Source organism: Clostridium cibarium (assembly GCF_014836335.1).
GTDB lineage: Bacteria > Bacillota > Clostridia > Clostridiales > Clostridiaceae > Clostridium > Clostridium cibarium.
The window spans coordinates 1-16,661 of the sequence record NZ_JACSRA010000026.1 but is presented as its reverse complement, the minus strand read 5'-3'; the positions used below and the strand labels follow the sequence as shown (position 1 = coordinate 16,661).

Annotated in this window: 13 protein-coding genes and 1 tRNA gene; 3 read left to right on the top strand and 11 right to left on the bottom strand. The window is 30.6% G+C overall.

Annotated elements, in window-relative coordinates; genetic code table 11:
• Nucleotides 1-55: 55 nt before the first annotated feature.
• The 4 genes from H9661_RS14705 to tsaD all read right to left on the bottom strand — a co-directional run bounded on the left by H9661_RS14705 (nucleotide 56) and on the right by tsaD (nucleotide 6,168).
• On the bottom strand, nucleotides 56-2,770 hold the full coding sequence (locus tag H9661_RS14705; RefSeq protein WP_143317475.1) for a sigma-54-dependent transcriptional regulator: 2,715 nt from the start codon (nucleotides 2,768-2,770) through the stop codon (nucleotides 56-58).
• 50 nt (nucleotides 2,771-2,820) lie between these two features.
• Nucleotides 2,821-4,026 (bottom strand): S1C family serine protease, encoded by a 1,206-nt coding sequence (locus tag H9661_RS14700; RefSeq protein ID WP_143317476.1) that lies wholly within the window; start codon nucleotides 4,024-4,026, stop codon nucleotides 2,821-2,823.
• 100 nt (nucleotides 4,027-4,126) lie between these two features.
• On the bottom strand, nucleotides 4,127-5,140 hold the full coding sequence (locus tag H9661_RS14695) for an alpha/beta hydrolase (RefSeq protein WP_191769578.1): 1,014 nt from the start codon (nucleotides 5,138-5,140) through the stop codon (nucleotides 4,127-4,129).
• 8 nt (nucleotides 5,141-5,148) lie between these two features.
• Nucleotides 5,149-6,168, bottom strand: coding sequence for a tRNA (adenosine(37)-N6)-threonylcarbamoyltransferase complex transferase subunit TsaD (tsaD, locus tag H9661_RS14690; RefSeq protein WP_191769576.1), 1,020 nt, complete (start codon nucleotides 6,166-6,168; stop codon nucleotides 5,149-5,151).
• Between the two features lie 192 nt (nucleotides 6,169-6,360).
• On the opposite strand from tsaD, the gene H9661_RS14685 reads away from it, so the two are divergent.
• Nucleotides 6,361-6,981, top strand: a complete 621-nt coding sequence (locus H9661_RS14685; protein WP_191769574.1) for a RusA family crossover junction endodeoxyribonuclease — start codon at nucleotides 6,361-6,363, stop codon at nucleotides 6,979-6,981.
• 3 nt (nucleotides 6,982-6,984) lie between these two features.
• A complete protein-coding gene (locus tag H9661_RS14680; protein WP_191769572.1) occupies nucleotides 6,985-7,557 on the top strand; it encodes a GDSL-type esterase/lipase family protein in 573 nt (190 codons plus the stop codon).
• On the opposite strand, the gene H9661_RS14675 is transcribed toward H9661_RS14680, so the two are convergent.
• Both H9661_RS14675 and yedF read right to left on the bottom strand, forming a co-directional pair.
• Nucleotides 7,537-8,499, bottom strand: coding sequence for an NAD(P)/FAD-dependent oxidoreductase (locus H9661_RS14675; protein ID WP_191769570.1), 963 nt, complete (start codon nucleotides 8,497-8,499; stop codon nucleotides 7,537-7,539). The two genes, H9661_RS14680 and H9661_RS14675, sit on opposite strands and share 21 nt — an antisense overlap.
• A gap of 51 nt (nucleotides 8,500-8,550) precedes the next feature.
• Nucleotides 8,551-9,123 carry a sulfurtransferase-like selenium metabolism protein YedF gene (yedF, locus tag H9661_RS14670; RefSeq protein ID WP_143317482.1) on the bottom strand — a complete coding sequence of 191 codons (573 nt, stop codon included), beginning with the start codon at nucleotides 9,121-9,123 and terminating at the stop codon, nucleotides 8,551-8,553.
• A 196-nt stretch (nucleotides 9,124-9,319) separates the two neighbouring features.
• Between yedF and H9661_RS14665 the strand changes: the two genes are divergently transcribed.
• A complete protein-coding gene (locus tag H9661_RS14665; RefSeq protein ID WP_143317483.1) occupies nucleotides 9,320-11,185 on the top strand; it encodes an LTA synthase family protein in 1,866 nt (621 codons plus the stop codon).
• A gap of 51 nt (nucleotides 11,186-11,236) precedes the next feature.
• Here the strand turns inward: H9661_RS14665 and H9661_RS14660 are convergent, their stop codons facing one another.
• From H9661_RS14660 to H9661_RS14640, 5 genes are all read right to left on the bottom strand, one after another.
• Nucleotides 11,237-12,580 (bottom strand): TldD/PmbA family protein, encoded by a 1,344-nt coding sequence (locus tag H9661_RS14660; RefSeq protein WP_191769568.1) that lies wholly within the window; start codon nucleotides 12,578-12,580, stop codon nucleotides 11,237-11,239.
• Between the two features lie 12 nt (nucleotides 12,581-12,592).
• Complete coding sequence (locus H9661_RS14655) at nucleotides 12,593-13,975, bottom strand: TldD/PmbA family protein (RefSeq protein ID WP_191769566.1); 1,383 nt, start codon at nucleotides 13,973-13,975, stop codon at nucleotides 12,593-12,595.
• A gap of 126 nt (nucleotides 13,976-14,101) precedes the next feature.
• Nucleotides 14,102-15,070: a polysaccharide deacetylase family protein gene (locus tag H9661_RS14650; RefSeq protein ID WP_191769564.1), complete on the bottom strand. Its 969-nt coding sequence runs from the start codon at nucleotides 15,068-15,070 to the stop codon at nucleotides 14,102-14,104.
• A 225-nt stretch (nucleotides 15,071-15,295) separates the two neighbouring features.
• Complete coding sequence (locus tag H9661_RS14645) at nucleotides 15,296-16,270, bottom strand: polysaccharide deacetylase family protein (protein ID WP_143317487.1); 975 nt, start codon at nucleotides 16,268-16,270, stop codon at nucleotides 15,296-15,298.
• A gap of 179 nt (nucleotides 16,271-16,449) precedes the next feature.
• Nucleotides 16,450-16,524 (bottom strand) — tRNA-Asn (locus H9661_RS14640).
• Nucleotides 16,525-16,661: the final 137 nt, after the last annotated feature.

Below are 16,661 nucleotides of genomic sequence, written 5' to 3'. Positions count from 1 at the left end.
AAAATAAAAAGACTGTGTAATTTTATTACACAGTCTTTTTGCACACTTTCCTTATTTACACACTAATACTATTTTCAGTTACCATTCTTACTATAAATGCTAATTCATTATCATTAATGTTTATATTATACGCAAGCTCTAAATCTCTCAAACTTTGCTTTACAAGAATAAATTCTTTACTATGAATATCTCTATATTCATTAAGTTTATCAAAATTCATTCCCTTTCCTCCATTTATTATCTTTTCTATTAGGAAACATAAATGAATAACAATTCCAACTTTAACTTCATGAGATATCTTAACTTCAATTCTCTCCTCAATTTGACTTACAGCTTCCCTAACTAAAGCTACAAGTCCTATTCCATCTATATCTTCTATTTGAGAATTCATAGACTTAGATATCCTTACAAAATCTTCTTCTTCATTTATCCACTCATCTAATCTCTGCAATCCATCTCCCGCTAGAATATCAGGAGCAGGAATAAATGGTATATCATCTGTATTTATATTTACAGTTCCAACTATAGCTACTATGTTATACTCTACTTTAAATACTTCCACCTTTTCAGCAAATTCTTGCTTATCTAATATATTTAACGGAATTATTTTAACCTTATCTCTATTTGTTAAGTTATGACTTAAAATTTGTTTAATTCTCTCTGCAGAACCTTCTCCAGTGAAACAAGCTGTTATAATTACATTACCTTTCATCTCACTAGATATTTTCTTTATTTGAATACCACTTCTACTTATTTCTATACAAGATTTATAAATATCATCTAAATCTCGCCCATTTAATGCCTTTCTTCCCGCCTCAATAACAATTAACGTACTTGTCATATCTATTGCTTTTACACTTATTCCAGTCTCTTCTTCTATCATATCTCCAAAGTTAGTTAATGATCCCATATCAACTAAAAGTAAAACTCCTTTTCCAGAATTCATTTCAACAACTTTACTTCTCGCCAATTCATACATTTCTTCAGCTCTCATACTTAAAGGCATGTCCAATGATTCTACATAGCTTTCACCAATTAAACTATTAGCAACATCTACCATACTTGTAGCAGTGCTATGTCCATGCATAATTACAAGAACTCCAACTTTACCAACTTGTTTATTTTCTCCTTCACAATCCCTTGTTGCTATAAACATAGTTAAATAACCTATTTCATCTAAAGGTACTTGTATTCCAAACTTTACATCTATTATATGCGCCGCTTCCATCGCTATTAAAAATTCTTCTGAATACTGGATTCTAACATAATTCAACTTTGGATGATATATTTTATTACCTTGTTTTATTCTCTCTAAACTTCCCTGTAAATGAAGTGCTAACCCAAAATAAACTTTTTCATCATACTGTCTATTTAACTTTCTAGAAGATAAGGCTAATATCTCCTCAACTGTATCAACAATTGATACATCTACTATCTTTACAATTTCATCTTTTCTATATTCTCTTGGCAAATCTCTTATGTATTTTTTAAAATATCTATCTATATCAATATTCAAGATATCATTTATCTCTTTTTCCTCTAATCCTCTTTTTTTTAGATCATTTAATTTTCTTTCTATAATATCGTAGAAATAATCTCCTCTAATGTTATCCTCTTCTTTTACCATGCTAAACCTATTCTCATGGTCTTTATAAGAAAATCTTAATACATCACCCATATTATCCAACAATTTATTTATTTCATTTCTATGATCTTGCAAACTCATTAGTCCTTTTTTTACCCTTTGATGTAAATCAGACTGCTCAATTAATATAAAATTCTTTCCATTGGCTTTATAATTCAAAAATGCTTTTGCACAAGCTAATTGGATATCACTTTTTAGTTGCCCTATATTATTAGGGCAATCATAGAGCAAAAAGGAAATTAATGCATTTTTGTTAAAATAAATACTCTTTTCAAGTCTTACTGATTCTCCTCTAATAAATTGCTCTAATAAATAATATCGCTCTTCTATAGTCCTTTCTTTCAAAGATGGCAATGTAATAGTCATTGGAATTCTTCTTGTAAAAGTTCGAAGCATAAAAGATTGCGGATCTTCAGTTGTAGCTGCTATAATCTGAGCCTCAACATGTACTATATTTTCTGTATCTCCTAATGGTCTAAATGAACCCTGATCGATATAAGTAAATAACATCTCCTGTGCTTGTGGTGAAAGCCTGTGTATTTCATCTAAGAAAATAACACCCCCGTCTGCCTTTTTTAAAAGTCCCTCTTTATCCTTTTCTGCTCCTGTATATGCTCCTTTTTTAACTCCAAAAATCTGAGCTATTAAAAGTTGTGGATTGTCTGCATAATCAGCACAATTAAATCTTACAAAAGGAGCTATACTTTCAATTACTCCAGATTCTATAGCAAACTTATACATAACTTCAGCAAACATAGATTTACCTACTCCTGTTTCACCAAGTATTAATGTATGTAATCCATGAGGTGGATATAGCATTGCTGCTTTTCCCTGTTGAATTGGCACTTGTAAACTTAAATTTACTCCTACTATTTTATCAAAACTATTACTATCAAACTCATCCTCCTGAGTTTTTTGATTTTTCACTGTACAAGAAATAGAGTAGATAACAGGTCTACCATCTGTCTTATCTACTCTACCTTCTTTATATAAACTATTTAAATATCTAGAAATATTTGCTCTATCTAAATTCATATACTTGCTCAAATCAGCTGCTGATACTCCACTCTTTTTTTCACTTTGAAGCTTAGCTAAAGCTGCAAGTACATCATCTAATTTCCTCATATTAACCTCCTAAATTTGGAATAGTTAATATTATTATACTATAAAACCATTTACTTTTGTGCAAGTTCTACTTCTAGTTCAACTTCTTTCTTGTCCCTTGATACTGTGATTTTAACCTTATCTCCAGCATTCTTCTTTTCTTTTAACTCATTCAATTCTTTTCCTGTTTTTATTTTAGTACCATCGAACTTAATAATGATATCACCTTGCTTCATTCCTGCTTTAGCTGCTGGTGAAAAATCACTTATTTCTTTTACATATACTCCTTCTGGAGAATCATACTTCTTAGCTAGTTCTGGAGTTAAATCAAATACCTTTATGCCTAAGCTTATAATTGGTTTTGATAAAGATTCCAATCTACTTTTCGCTTCATTTATAGGAATTGAGAATCCCATTCCTTCTATGGAACTTCCTTGTGACCCTGCTGCCGCAGATCCCATCTTCATAGAATTAATTCCAATTACCTGTCCTTTTGTATTAACTAATGGCCCACCACTATTACCAGCATTTATAGCTGCATCTGTTTGAATTACCTTAATACTAGTTCCACTTTCTGATTCCACATCTCTATTTACTGCACTAACTATTCCCTTTGTCATTGTTTGAGCAAAACTTTTTGATAATGGTGTTCCTATTGCTATTACATCTTCTCCAGGATATAAAGCATCTGAGTCACCAAGTTCTGCAACTCCAGGAACCTTAGTCCCATCAGCAAGCTTTATCATAGCTAAATCTTCATATGGATCAGTATTTATAACCTTAGCTGAAACTTCGCTACCATCACTTAGAAGAACTTTTACATCATCACTTCCTTGTACAACATGGTTATTTGTAAGAATATATCCATCTTCATTTATAATAAACCCTGACCCTAATCCTTCAACTTCTTGTGAGAACAAGCCATTATTAGTTGATTGTATACTCTTAGTTGAAATTGTTACTACTGCTGGCTTTACTTTTTCAAAAGCCTGAGATGCAGTTAATGAACCTTCAGAAGCACTTGTAAACTCAGGTGCCGCATACGATGTTGATCCAACTACTTTATCTTTAGCCATAATCTTATAGGTAACAACTCCACCTAATAAGCCACTAGTAATTGTAAGTAATAGCGCTCCTACAACTACTCCTGCTATTTTGGCATTCTTTTTTCTTTTCTTTCTCTTTTCTTCAAAATCTTCTCTTGAAAAATTAAAATTATTATTCATACCACCCATATTATTGTTATATGAATTGTTATTATCGTTTCCGTTATACATATAATACCTGCCTCCTAAATAAATTTATTTTCTATAGTTAAGAGTATATTATTAATTTGTGACAAGTATATGTCATAATAACCCAAAAACTATGAGTTCATTATTTATTTGATTTTTTTTCAATTCTACGTGCTTCTTTAACAACATATGTTATTGCATTCTCTACAGAAGTACTATCGGTTAATGAAATTACCGCATTGTCTGACTCAGTTTTATATTGAGTTGTGTAATCAGCTGTTCCTAACCTTGATAGTAAATTATTATCATCATTTGATATTATATATAAAGGTTTTCCTGCTATTAGCCCAGTTTGCTGAGAATCATCACTATATGTAAATAAGTTCTTCAATTCATTACTTATAGCATCTCTATATGATTTTTGATTCTTATGGACTTTAAATTCCTCATCCGCCCCATCAGACAAATTTTCTTCAAACCCATCTACTTTTATCGTCATATTTAGCTTATCTAAAATTCTAGTTAAACCAAATCTAGTTCCTATACTCTCAAACTTACTCTTATAATATTTCCATTTAAGTTCATTTTTAAACTCATCCGATTTTAAAGTATCCTCTAAAAATGGTTTAATAAGAACCAACCCCTGCACTGATTCAGGATAAAGTTTTGCAAAGTTTGTAGCTACTAAACTACCATATTCTTCTCCAACAAAAATTAACTTACCTGATACTCCAGCTTTTCTAAGAAGTATTTTTAAATTCTGTGCTTGTTTATTAGGAGTTTCTCCATCTAAACTTTCATTAAATCCATATCCTCTTCTATTGTAAACAAAAGTTTTTACCCCAAGTTGACTTTGTATTTTTTCACAGACTTTATCCCATTCATAAAGATTAGCTCCAATGGCTCCATCAAAAACTATTGTATAATCTCCACTTCCACCAGTTTTATACTCCATTTTTTTACTTTCAATTTTTGCATAGCTAAGCCTAGAACTTATTTTTTCATTTCCAATAAAATCAGTTACTGTTTGAAATAAAAATCCGAGAATAAATATTCCTAAAACAGCCATAAAAACATTTCTTATCCATAGACTTTTGCTAAATTCTTTTTTCATATTAATCTTTTTTAAACCGTTTGACTCTGGTATAAGATTCATTTTCCCACCTATCTTTCACCTAACTTTAAATTAGGCTTTGCATTTAAATCAAAAGAATATTTTTTATTATGTATCAATTCAAAATATGCTGCCGATCCTATCATAGCTGCATTATCTGTGCATAATATTGGCTCTGGGAATAAAATTTCTATTCCCTTTTTATTTCCTTCAGCTATAAGGGCCTCTCTTAAAGCTGAATTGGATGCAACTCCCCCTGCTATTGCAATCTTTTTTAAATTTTTCTTCTCGCAAGTTAAAAATACATTATCTTTTAACACATCAACAACAGCTCTTTGAAAAGATGCCGCTACATCTGCTTTATTTATTTCTATATCTTGCATTTTTGCCTTATTCAAGTAATTTAATACCGATGATTTTAAACCACTAAAAGAAAAATCTAAAGTATCTTCATGGAAATTTGCTCTTGGAAAATTTAAAGCCATAGGATTCCCTTCCTTAGCAAGTTTATCTATTTTAGGACCACCTGGATAACCAAGTCCTATAGCTCTTGCTACTTTATCATATGCCTCTCCAGCAGCATCATCTCTTGTTTGTCCTAATACTTCAAAAACTCCATAATCCTTCACATGAACTATAAATGTATGTCCTCCTGAAACTACCAAAGACACAAAAGGAGGCTCTAGATCTTTATGTTGAATGTAATTTGCACATATATGCCCTTCTATATGGTTTACTCCAATTAACGGTTTTTTAGATGCAAAAGCCAATCCTTTAGCATATTGTAGCCCTACTAACAGTGCACCAACTAATCCAGGTCCATAAGTAACACCTATTGCATCTATTTCATCTAATGTAACATTAGCTTCTAGAAGTGCTTCCTTAACAACACCATCCACTGCTTCAATATGCATCCTAGAAGCAACTTCTGGAACTACTCCACCAAACTTTTTATGCGTATCGATTTGCGATGCTATTACATTTGACAAAACCTCTCTACCATTTTTAACTACAGCCGCTGAAGTTTCATCACAACTTGATTCTATGGATAATATTAATTTCCCTATCATTATACAAATCCCTCATTTTTCTATTTTTAAACTACTAAGTATTATACTTTATATAAGTTTCCATATCAATGGATTGCCTTGTACATAATTTAATTATAGAGTATATTTTATATAAGATTCTTAATTTATTATAAAGAATCCATTAAAATTTAATTGTAAATTTTAACTTACAAATTAAGGAGATAATTTATTATGTCAACATATGCCAAAATTATTGTTTTAGGATCCCCTATAACTAAATCCAATTTCAAATTACATAATGATAATAAAAGAGCCATACTTCCATCTAATTCTGGCAGTTATCATGATAGATATGCGCTTTATGAACAAGAAATTGCTTATATAGCAAGATCTCAAAACCCTAATATAGTATTAGAAGAAGGTCTAATCGCAATACTAAAAGTATATTATAAAAGCGAAAAACGCCATCCTGATACTATTAATATCACAAAAAGTATTTTCGACGGCATCGAAAAGAGTGGACTTATCGTTAATGATGCTCAGATTAGAAGTATTATTGTAGAAGAATTCTATGACAAAGAAAACCCTAGATTTGAGTTAGAGTTATTTGGAGAAAGTGATTATTCACTTTCTTATTCAATAAAAAAGAATAATGTTAAAAAAGAAAAAAAAATATATACTTCCTTAAAAAGAAATATTACCGTACCTAAAACTAAAACAAAAATAGAAATAAACTCTGGAAACAGAAAGACTTGTAGCATATGTAATAAAGTAGTTAATCCTAATGAATTTATAACAGCTGACAAAGGGAAAACATTAATCTGTAATACTTGTTTTAAAAAATTATATTAGGAGATGATTCTTTTGAATAAAAAACTTGTACTAATAGGTGATAGCATAACCTTTGGATATGGGGTTAACAAAAAAGATTCCTGGGTTTATAACTTATCTAAAAATTTACCATTAGAAATAATAAATAAGGGAATTAATGGAGATACCACCCCTTCAATGCTTAATAGATTTTATGAAGATGTAATAGCTTTAAATCCTGATTACATTTTTATTATGGGTGGAACAAATGATTTACTTTGTGGAAGATCTATTTTTTCAATTAAAGATAATATTAGTGAGATGATAAAAGATTCACTTGGTAAAAATCTAATTATAGGAATTCCTCCATGCATAATAAAGGAGATGGCTGAAAACTTATTTATGCCATCCACTCATTATACTCATTGTAAAAATTCTCTACCAATCTTAAGAAAGGAATTAATAGATTTATGCCAAAACTATTCAGTAAAGTACATAGATTTCTATAAGTTAACTTTTGATAACATAGAAAAGAGTATATTTATTGACGGAATTCATCTTAATTCCCTAGGAAATAATATTATGCTAAATGAATTTCTAAAAGTTTTTACTCTTTGATTTTATATATTCTGCTGCTTTTTCTCCAGCTTTAAATCCACATATATCCTTTTCCTTTAAAGCATTTACCCCATAAATCAAATTTCCGCAAGCAAATATTCCTTCAATAGATGTTTCATATTCTTTAACTTTGGGGCCTTTTGTATACATATTAACTTCAAGACCTAAATTCTTAATAGCATCCTTTTCTGGAAAATATCCTACTGAAAGTATAAGACAATCACATGGGACATCTGTGATAGTATTTGTACCATTTTCCATTATCTTTACTTCTTCTATTCTTTCTTCCCCTAATGCCTCTATCACTTTATGATTTTTAATAACCGAAATGTTAAATCCCTCTAAAAGCTCTTTCATTTCTTCATCAAACTTAAAATTTTCATTTTCATCTATTATTAGCCCTTGGATCTTTCCTCCTTCTATAACAAACCTTCTTGCAAGTATTATTCCCCATTTACTATTTGCAACAATTACTGGATATTTCCCAGGCATATATCCTTCTTGAACTATTGTTCTATGTGCATTTCCAACTGTATATATACCTGTAAAACTATTTGTTGGTATAGCAATATTTCCTGTATATCTTTCCCTGCAGCCGGAAGCTAAAATTATTGTCTGCCCCTTTACTTTAATTACTCCATCTGGTGATACATATCTTACTAACATATTTTCTTCTATCTCTAATACGTTCGCCTGTAGTTTGATATCCACTGGATGTTCTTTAAGTTTTTCTTCAACTAAACTTATATATTCAGGTCCTGTTACACTAACATTTAAAAAACTTTCACCAAACCCATTATGAATGCATTGGTTGAGAACTCCCCCCAATACTTCTTCTCTTTCTAATATTAATACTCTATCTATACCTTTATCTAAAGCAGTCAACGCTGCTGTCATGCCAGAAATTCCTCCACCTACGACAATTAAATCATATTGCTCCATTAGGCTTCCTCCTTATAACACATTAAGCATCCTAAAAAATTTTATGTAAATCTATAATTTGATAAGATTCTCTGCTGAATTCATAATTTCAACAATTTCAGTCATATCCACTCTTTTACCTATTAATAACTTATCATCTAATTTGTAATCTTTTAAGCATGTTGCTGAACAATATATTTTAACTCTCTTTTCTTCTAACAACTTTATTCCTTCTATAACTTTAGAACCTTCGCATACTAATCTAACCCCAGAATTCAGAAATATTAAAGCTGTAGGCAACTTTTCCTCTTCACTAATCACATCTATGTACCTCATCATTAATGTATCTCCTACTTTATCATTGCCTTCACCCAATTTATCTGATGATATTAAGATAGAGACTTTCTTCTCTTCTTCAAGAATTTCTAAACATCCTCGTTTTTCTATAACTACCTCATATACACTATCTTTTTCTCTAGATTCCACATGATAACCATGGCTCATAGCATATCTTGTTACATTCCCATTTGCTATCTCATTGTCTAGTAAGACAATTGCTTCACCTTCACCTATTGAATCAAAATATTTTTTCACCTTCGATACAGGTGTAGGACATTGAAGACCCGTGCAATCAATTTTCTTCATACTCTCACCTCGTACAATATTTTTCTTATGAAAACTAATCTTTATACAATTATATCATTTTTACAATTTTATTAAACATTTCTTACAATTATTTTATTGAATTTGTTTGATTGGAACTATCAATTATAATATAATTGTTAAAGGTTAATTAATAATTGATTAAAAATTATTAATGCTTATTAAAGAGAGGTGTTTCATGTTTAACTTACTTTATAAAATTAGAAATTATTTTATTTCAACAACAAAACATACATATATAAAACTTGGATTGTTTCTAATACCTATTGTCGGAATAATTTTTAAAGGTATAGTTCTTCAAAGTTTTATACAAAACCATAATCCATATGACTTTGATTTTATGCTAGGACTTTCGAAATCTCAGTATTTCTTTTCATATTACTTAGCATTTGCTCTATTATTTTTAAGTTTTTCTTTACTTTTTAAAGGAAAAGGAAGAATAATATTTATATTTATAATAGATATTTTCATAACATTATTAACACTACTAGATGTTATGTACTTCAGAGGATTTTTAACAGTCCCTTCAGTTTTAATATTATCTCAAACTGCTAACCTTGATCACTTAGGTGGTACAGTTTTATCTATGTTAAGTAAGTATGATTTCATCTTATTTTTGGACTTAATTATACTTGGTGTATATGTATATTTCACAAGAAAAAGTTATAAAGAAGCTCCAAAAAGAGCTGTTAAATCATTTTGCTTTACATTTATTGTTCCATTGTTATTTATAGGATATATTCCTTTTAATTTAGATGTATTACATAACAAAGATGTAAGTAATGCTTATTTATTTGATGATTATGATCCAACTAATACTTCTAAGTATTTTTCTTCAATTGGATATCACTTAAAAGACCTTTATACTGTATACAAAGATTCAAGACCTTATACTCTTACTGATGAAGAAAAAGCATCTATTAATGATTACTATAGCTGGAAAAAAGAATCTTTACCTGACAATGAATATGCTGGAATATCTAAAGGTAAGAATTTGCTTGTTATACAAGTAGAATCACTTGAAAGCTTCTTAATCGGCAAAGAAATCAATGGTAAAAAAATCACACCTAACCTTGATAACATAATTAGTAAAGGATTTTATTTTCCTCATATTTATGAACAGGTTAACGAGGGTACAAGCTCTGATTGTGATTTAATGATAAATACTTCAATGCTTCCACTTAGAAGAGGTGGCACATTCTTTAGATATCCAAATGCTAATTTTAATTCTTTACCAAAGATTCTTGAAGCTCAAGGATATGATCCAATATCAATTCATCCTGATAAAGGTTCATTCTGGAACTATGCTAATGCACTTAAAGGTGGTATAGGATTTAAAACATTTGTTGATTCCTTCTCCTTCGATATAAGTGATCAAATTGGAATGGGAATTAGCGATAAGAGTTATTTTGAACAGGTAGTTCCTAAACTTAAAGCACTAAATTCACCATTTTATGCTCATACTATTACATTAACAAGCCACGGGCCATTTGACCTACCAGCCGAGCTAAGACAATTATCTCTTGATAATGAACTTAATGCTAGTGAACTTGGTGGATATTTTGAAAGTGTTCATTACACTGATGCTCAAATTGGTAACTTCTTAAGTACATTAGACAAAGAAGGGCTTCTTGATAATACAACAGTAATAATTACTGGCGATCATACTGGAGTTCATAAATACTATGACCATAGCATTAATAGTTTAACTAATAAGGAAGATTGGTATGTTAATAATGGTGAACCAACTGTACCATTTATAATTTATGACAAAAATATAAAGCAGAGTAAAACATTTGATACTATTGGTGGACAAATTGATATAATGCCTACGGCACTTTATATGTTAGGTATTGATAGCAGCAAGTACGAAAATACTGCACTTGGAAGAAATCTTTTAAACACTAATAGAAACTATGCTATAATTACAAACGGAACAGTAAAAGGAATTGATCTTACAGCTGAAGATGAAAAACAATTGAAAAATTCATTAGAATTATCAGATAAAATGATAAGATCAGATTATTTTAATAATAATAAATAGCTAACAAAAAGCTTTCCATAGGAATAAGTCCTATGGAAAGCTTTTTTATCTCTATTCTCCTGCTACAGAAAGTTCTTTAATAATAACCGAAGGTGATCCCACGCTACTCATTGGAAACTTCAAGTCATTTCCTATCTTCTCAATAGATTTCAATAACTCAAAATAATTTCCTGCCACAGTTATTTGTTCAACTGGATAAGATTTTTTCCCACCTTCAATATAGAATCCCTTCGCTGCTAGAGAAAAATCTCCTGTAACCATATTAGCTCCTGAATGAAGTCCAGCAAACTCAGTTACAATTAATCCTTCACCTAAATATTTAATAAGTTCTTCAAGGGTATCACTACCTTTTTCAATATAGAAGTTTGTAGGAGAAATTCCAACAGTAGATGCATAAGATCCTTTAAACCCATTTCCAGTAGTCTTTATCCCAGCTTTATTTGCAGTCTTTAAATTATGAAGCAACGTAACAAGTTTTCCTTTTGATATAACTTCCTTCTTAAAAGTTGCTACTCCTTCATCATCAAATGGAGTAGATGCCAATCCATTATCTAAAAGTGGATTATCTACTATTGTTAAAATATCAGAAGCAATTGTTTCGCCTTCCTTTCCTTTTAGTAAAGAAAGTCCTTTTTGAGCCGCATCACCATCAAAAACTCCTGAAAATGCGCTTAATAATGACACCATTGCTTCATTATTAATAATAGTCTTATATTTTCCTGACTCTAATGATTTTCCATTAACTCTAGCTAAAGCCTCCTCTACTCCTTCCTTAGCTATCTTTTTCGCATCAACTTCTTCTATTGAATTAGCCGTTACGTAACCTGTACCATCGTATTTTTCACCATCAACTTCTATGATAGGTACTACATAAGCTGTAAGAAGATTAACTTTGTTCGTTAATTCAAGCCCTTTAGTGTTGTAAATCCCATAATATGAATTTCCATAACCTACACTACATGCACCTATATTTACGACCTTATCAGATTCCTTCTTCGCTTCTTTTTCCATATCTAAAGCAATTTGTATTAACTTCTCTGCATCAATATTCTCCAAATCTTTTGAGTATGTTCTAACTTCACTATATTCTTTGTCTCCATCATAAATAAATTGAACATCTTCGCTCTCTATAGCGCTGGCTCCCTCTTTAGCATTCTTTATTAGCATATCAATAGCATCATCATCTAGAATTTCTGTATATGAATATCCCATTTTTTCATTTATTTTTCCTCTAAAAGAAAGCCCAAAAGTCTTATTTAAATTATACTTCTCCACTTCTTCATTATATACTGATATACTTAAATTCTCTCTATCGCTAAAATATATCTCACATTCAGCAAAGCCTTCTTTTTTTGCTTTGCTAAATAATAAATCTTTAAATTCTTTGAACTCCATAGCTTTTACCTCCTATCTTCCACCAACTGTCATTTTTTTAACCCTTATCATAGGTTGCCCAACATTTACTGGAATACTACCTGAAACTGACCCGCACATGCCTTGAGACTGAAGTAAATTACTTCCAACCATATCTATATTCATTAATACTTCGCTGCCTTTTCCTATCAGACTAGCGCCTCTAACAGGTTCTTGAATTTCTCCATTTTTTACAATATACCCTTCTGAAACAGCAAAGTTAAATTCTCCTGTAACCGGATTTACTGATCCCCCACCAAGTTTTTTCGCATACAAGCCATCAGACATAGACTTAATAATATCTTCTGGTTTATCATCTCCATTGGCTATATAAGTATTTGTCATTCTTGAAGTTGGAGCAAATTTATAGCTCTGTCTACGAGAATTTCCTGTTGGACTCATGCCCATTCTTCTACCATTAAGTTTATCTATCATATAAGATTTTAATATTCCATTCTCAATTAAAACATTTTTCCTAGCTAAATTTCCTTCATCATCTATGTTTATTGATCCCCACGAATTTGGAATTGTTCCATCATCTATTGCTGTAACTTTAGTTGATGCTATTTGTTCACCTAATTTATTAGAAAATACAGAATTTCCTTTAGCTACTGATGTTGCCTCTAACGAATGTCCACAAGCCTCATGGAATATTACACCACCAAATCCGCTATCAATTGCCACCATCATATTACCTGCAGGACAATTCTTTGCATTTAGCATTGTATAAGCTGTTCTTGCTGCTTCTCTTCCATAGTATGCTGGATCTATTTCTTCAAATAATTCAAATCCCTTATGTGCTCCTGGTCCTTCAAAGCCTGTTTGATTTTCATTTCCCTTTGATGCTATAGCACTTATTGCAAGTCTAGTTCTAACTCTTCTATCTTCAGCATATATACCTTCTGTATTAGCAACAAGTATTTTTTGATCTTTATCTAAGTATGATACACTTACTTGGGAGATAGCTGAATTAAATTCCTTTGCATTTTTATATGCAATTTTCATTATATCTATTTTCTTATCATACCCTACTACATTGGGATACTTCTTTATCTTATGCACATTATTTATTTCTACTATATTATTTAATATTATGCTTTTCTCTTCTTTCAACTCGCCTAAAGCTAATGCTGCTTTATAAGCTGTATCTAATAATCCATTAGTTGAGCTGTCATTAGTATAAGCATATACACTCTTAAGGCCCTTAAATATCCTTATACCAACTCCGTAAGATCTTCCCCCTAGCGCATTTTCTACTCTGTTATCTATAATACCAATTCCATTGCTAATGGAATTCTCCTCAAATATTTCTGCAAAATCTCCACCTGTAATAAGGCACTTTGATAATATAGTTGATGCTATGTCTCTTGATATCATTTTTTTCCTCCAATCTCATAAACTAATATATTTTATTAGTATTATACCATTTTTTTGTTAATCTAACTCCAAATATTAATCTAAAAAAAAAATCTATCTTAATTTAAAGATAAATTTTTTTTATAACTATTTCATTGTTCTAAATTCAAAGCCTTTTTCCTTAAACATATCTATTATCCTTTGCAATGCATTAACAGTTTCTCCTTTTCCATAAGTATCATGCATTAATATAATAACACTATCAGCATTGGGCCCTAATATTTGAAGATCTTTTTTGCATACTTGAAATAATTCATCTGCATTCTTTGGTTTTCCTTCAGAATCTTTTGTTTCAGCATTCCAATCTATACTTGCGTAACCTTTTTGCTCCATAATAGGTTTAATCTTATCAGTACCTCTCCACGAAGTAAACCCCCCTGGGAACCTTATTACTCTAGTTGAAAAATCTTTCCCCAATATACTTTTTAGAGTTTGATTACACTTATCCACATCTGCCATAAAGTTATTAACATTTAAAACTCTAACTTTCCCCGAATAAGGATATAAGTAATTATAATCATGACCGTAAGTATGGTTACCTATAGCATGTCCTTCTTTCACAGTTCTCCTTAATATTTCTTTTGATTCCTCAGACTTCTCTGCATTTTTTCCCATTATCATAAATGAAGCCTTTATATTATTTTCTTTCAATATATCTAATATCTTAGGCGTATTGGTTGTAGAGGGTCCATCATCAAATGTTAAATAGACAACTTTTTTACCATCTGTACGCACTGGAAAGGACTTAGGTCTTACTATCTTTTCTAATGAAATCGCATCATCAGCATTTGGATCTTTCTCTAATGCTGTATATCCTGTATTGTCCAAGATAGGTTCTTCTACTTTTGACTCGTTTGATGTTTCAGAGCTTTCTACTATTTCTGCCTTTGTATAAATCTTATCCTTGTCCCCTTCAAACTTAATCTTTGCCAGAAATCCTCCACCAACAATAGCTACTATGATTACTATAAACAAAACAACTTTCTTTTTTTTAGTTTCTTCACGTCTATTTCTTTTTTGCTGTACGTTACTTTTTCTTCTCCTATGTTTCCCCATATTTTCACACCTCTTTAAGTATTGTTTACCACTAATAATTATACCTCCTCATGGGTTTACACTCCACAAATATATATTAAATATATATTACAAACTTATTAATAAATTTTTCCTTAACCTAAGTTTATGAAAAACTTTATACTATCTTATAAAACTTACTATAATATCATATTAAAAACAAAAAAGTTATCTACTTCTACAAGATAACTTTTCTTCAAATATTCTTTATTTAATTGTTCTAAACTCGAAACCTTTTTCCTTAAAAATATTTATTATTTGTTGCAATGAATTGGCTGTTTCCTCTTTGCCATAAGTGTCATGCATTAAAAATATTACACTATCTGCATTTGGTCCCAACTTATCTAAATTTGTCTTAGTTGTTTGAACTAATTCTTCTGCAGTTTTGTTTGGTTTTCCCTGAGCATCTTCTGATAAACTATTCCAATCAATAATTGCGTAACCATCTTGATCAATTATAGGTCTTATATTTCCTCTACCTTCCCAAGACCAATATCCCCCAGGAAATCTTATTGCTCTTGTTGAAAAGTCTTTACCTAAAACGTTTTTTAAAGATTCATTACATTTTTCTATATCACTCATAAAATTATTTACATTAATAATTCTACTTGGGTATAAATAATTATAATCATGGCAATAGGTATGATTTCCTATTGCATGTCCTTCTGATGCAGTTCTTTTTAATATATTCTTTGCTTCTTCACTACTGTCTAACTGTTTTCCCATTATAAAAAAAGTAGCCTTAATTCCATTCTCCTTCAATATATCTAATACCTTAGGTGTATTTGTTGTAGATGGACCATCATCAAAAGTCAAATATGCAACTTTCTTTCCATCCGTACGTACTGGATAATGTATTTCATTCTTTAGTAGCTTCTCCGTAGTATGAAACACTGTTATTACATCTTCAGCATTTGGGTCCTTATCTAATGATATATATCCATTACTATCTTCTAAAGCTTCCTTCTTACTACTATTATCCACTTTCGTTCCATCTTTGGCTGTAGAATCTTCTACTACTTCCGCTTTTGTATAGATCTTATCTTGATCTCTTTCGAACTTTACTTTTCCAATAAATCCACTTCCAATAATCACTACCACAATGGCTACAGTTAAAACAATTCTTTTCTTTGTAAATTTTTTATATCTGTCTCTTCTCTGGTTTATAATTCTTTTTTTCATTTTATACATCTCCATACATGTATATCCTTCTTATTATCAATTACTTTACACTGATAATTATACATCTTTTCATTTCCATACTCCATATGTAAATTATAAATATATCTTACAAATTTACTAAATAAATTCTCCTAAACAACAAAAAAAAGCAATAGTTTCACTATTACCTATAAAAAAAATGGCTCCGCGAAGAGGACTCGAACCTCCAACCTATCGGTTAACAGCCGAGTGCTCCACCATTGAGCTATCGCGGAACATTTATTCAGAGTTATTCTCTGAAAATTGCACATAGTTCCTTGTTGTATTCCTGTATCTTATTTGGTCAAGCCCTCGACCTATTAGTATCAGTCAGCTAAATATGTTACCACACTTACACCTCTGACCTATCAAC

Bases quoted from the DNA above. Each gene is read 5' to 3' on its own strand.
- H9661_RS14680 (WP_191769572.1), top strand. From the start codon at position 6,985: ATGATTCTTTTGAATAAAAAACTTGTACTAATAGGTGATAGCATAACC.
- H9661_RS14700 (WP_143317476.1), bottom strand. From the start codon at position 4,026: ATGTATAACGGAAACGATAATAACAATTCATATAACAATAATATGGGT.
- H9661_RS14650 (WP_191769564.1), bottom strand. From the start codon at position 15,070: ATGGGGAAACATAGGAGAAGAAAAAGTAACGTACAGCAAAAAAGAAAT.
- H9661_RS14685 (WP_191769574.1), top strand. From the start codon at position 6,361: ATGTCAACATATGCCAAAATTATTGTTTTAGGATCCCCTATAACTAAA.
- tsaD (WP_191769576.1), bottom strand. From the start codon at position 6,168: ATGATAGGGAAATTAATATTATCCATAGAATCAAGTTGTGATGAAACT.
- H9661_RS14695 (WP_191769578.1), bottom strand. From the start codon at position 5,140: ATGAATCTTATACCAGAGTCAAACGGTTTAAAAAAGATTAATATGAAA.
- H9661_RS14705 (WP_143317475.1), bottom strand. From the start codon at position 2,770: ATGAGGAAATTAGATGATGTACTTGCAGCTTTAGCTAAGCTTCAAAGT.
- H9661_RS14645 (WP_143317487.1), bottom strand. From the start codon at position 16,270: ATGAAAAAAAGAATTATAAACCAGAGAAGAGACAGATATAAAAAATTT.
- yedF (WP_143317482.1), bottom strand. From the start codon at position 9,123: ATGAAGAAAATTGATTGCACGGGTCTTCAATGTCCTACACCTGTATCG.
- H9661_RS14675 (WP_191769570.1), bottom strand. From the start codon at position 8,499: ATGGAGCAATATGATTTAATTGTCGTAGGTGGAGGAATTTCTGGCATG.
- H9661_RS14660 (WP_191769568.1), bottom strand. From the start codon at position 12,580: ATGGAGTTCAAAGAATTTAAAGATTTATTATTTAGCAAAGCAAAAAAA.
- H9661_RS14655 (WP_191769566.1), bottom strand. From the start codon at position 13,975: ATGATATCAAGAGACATAGCATCAACTATATTATCAAAGTGCCTTATT.
- H9661_RS14665 (WP_143317483.1), top strand. From the start codon at position 9,320: ATGTTTAACTTACTTTATAAAATTAGAAATTATTTTATTTCAACAACA.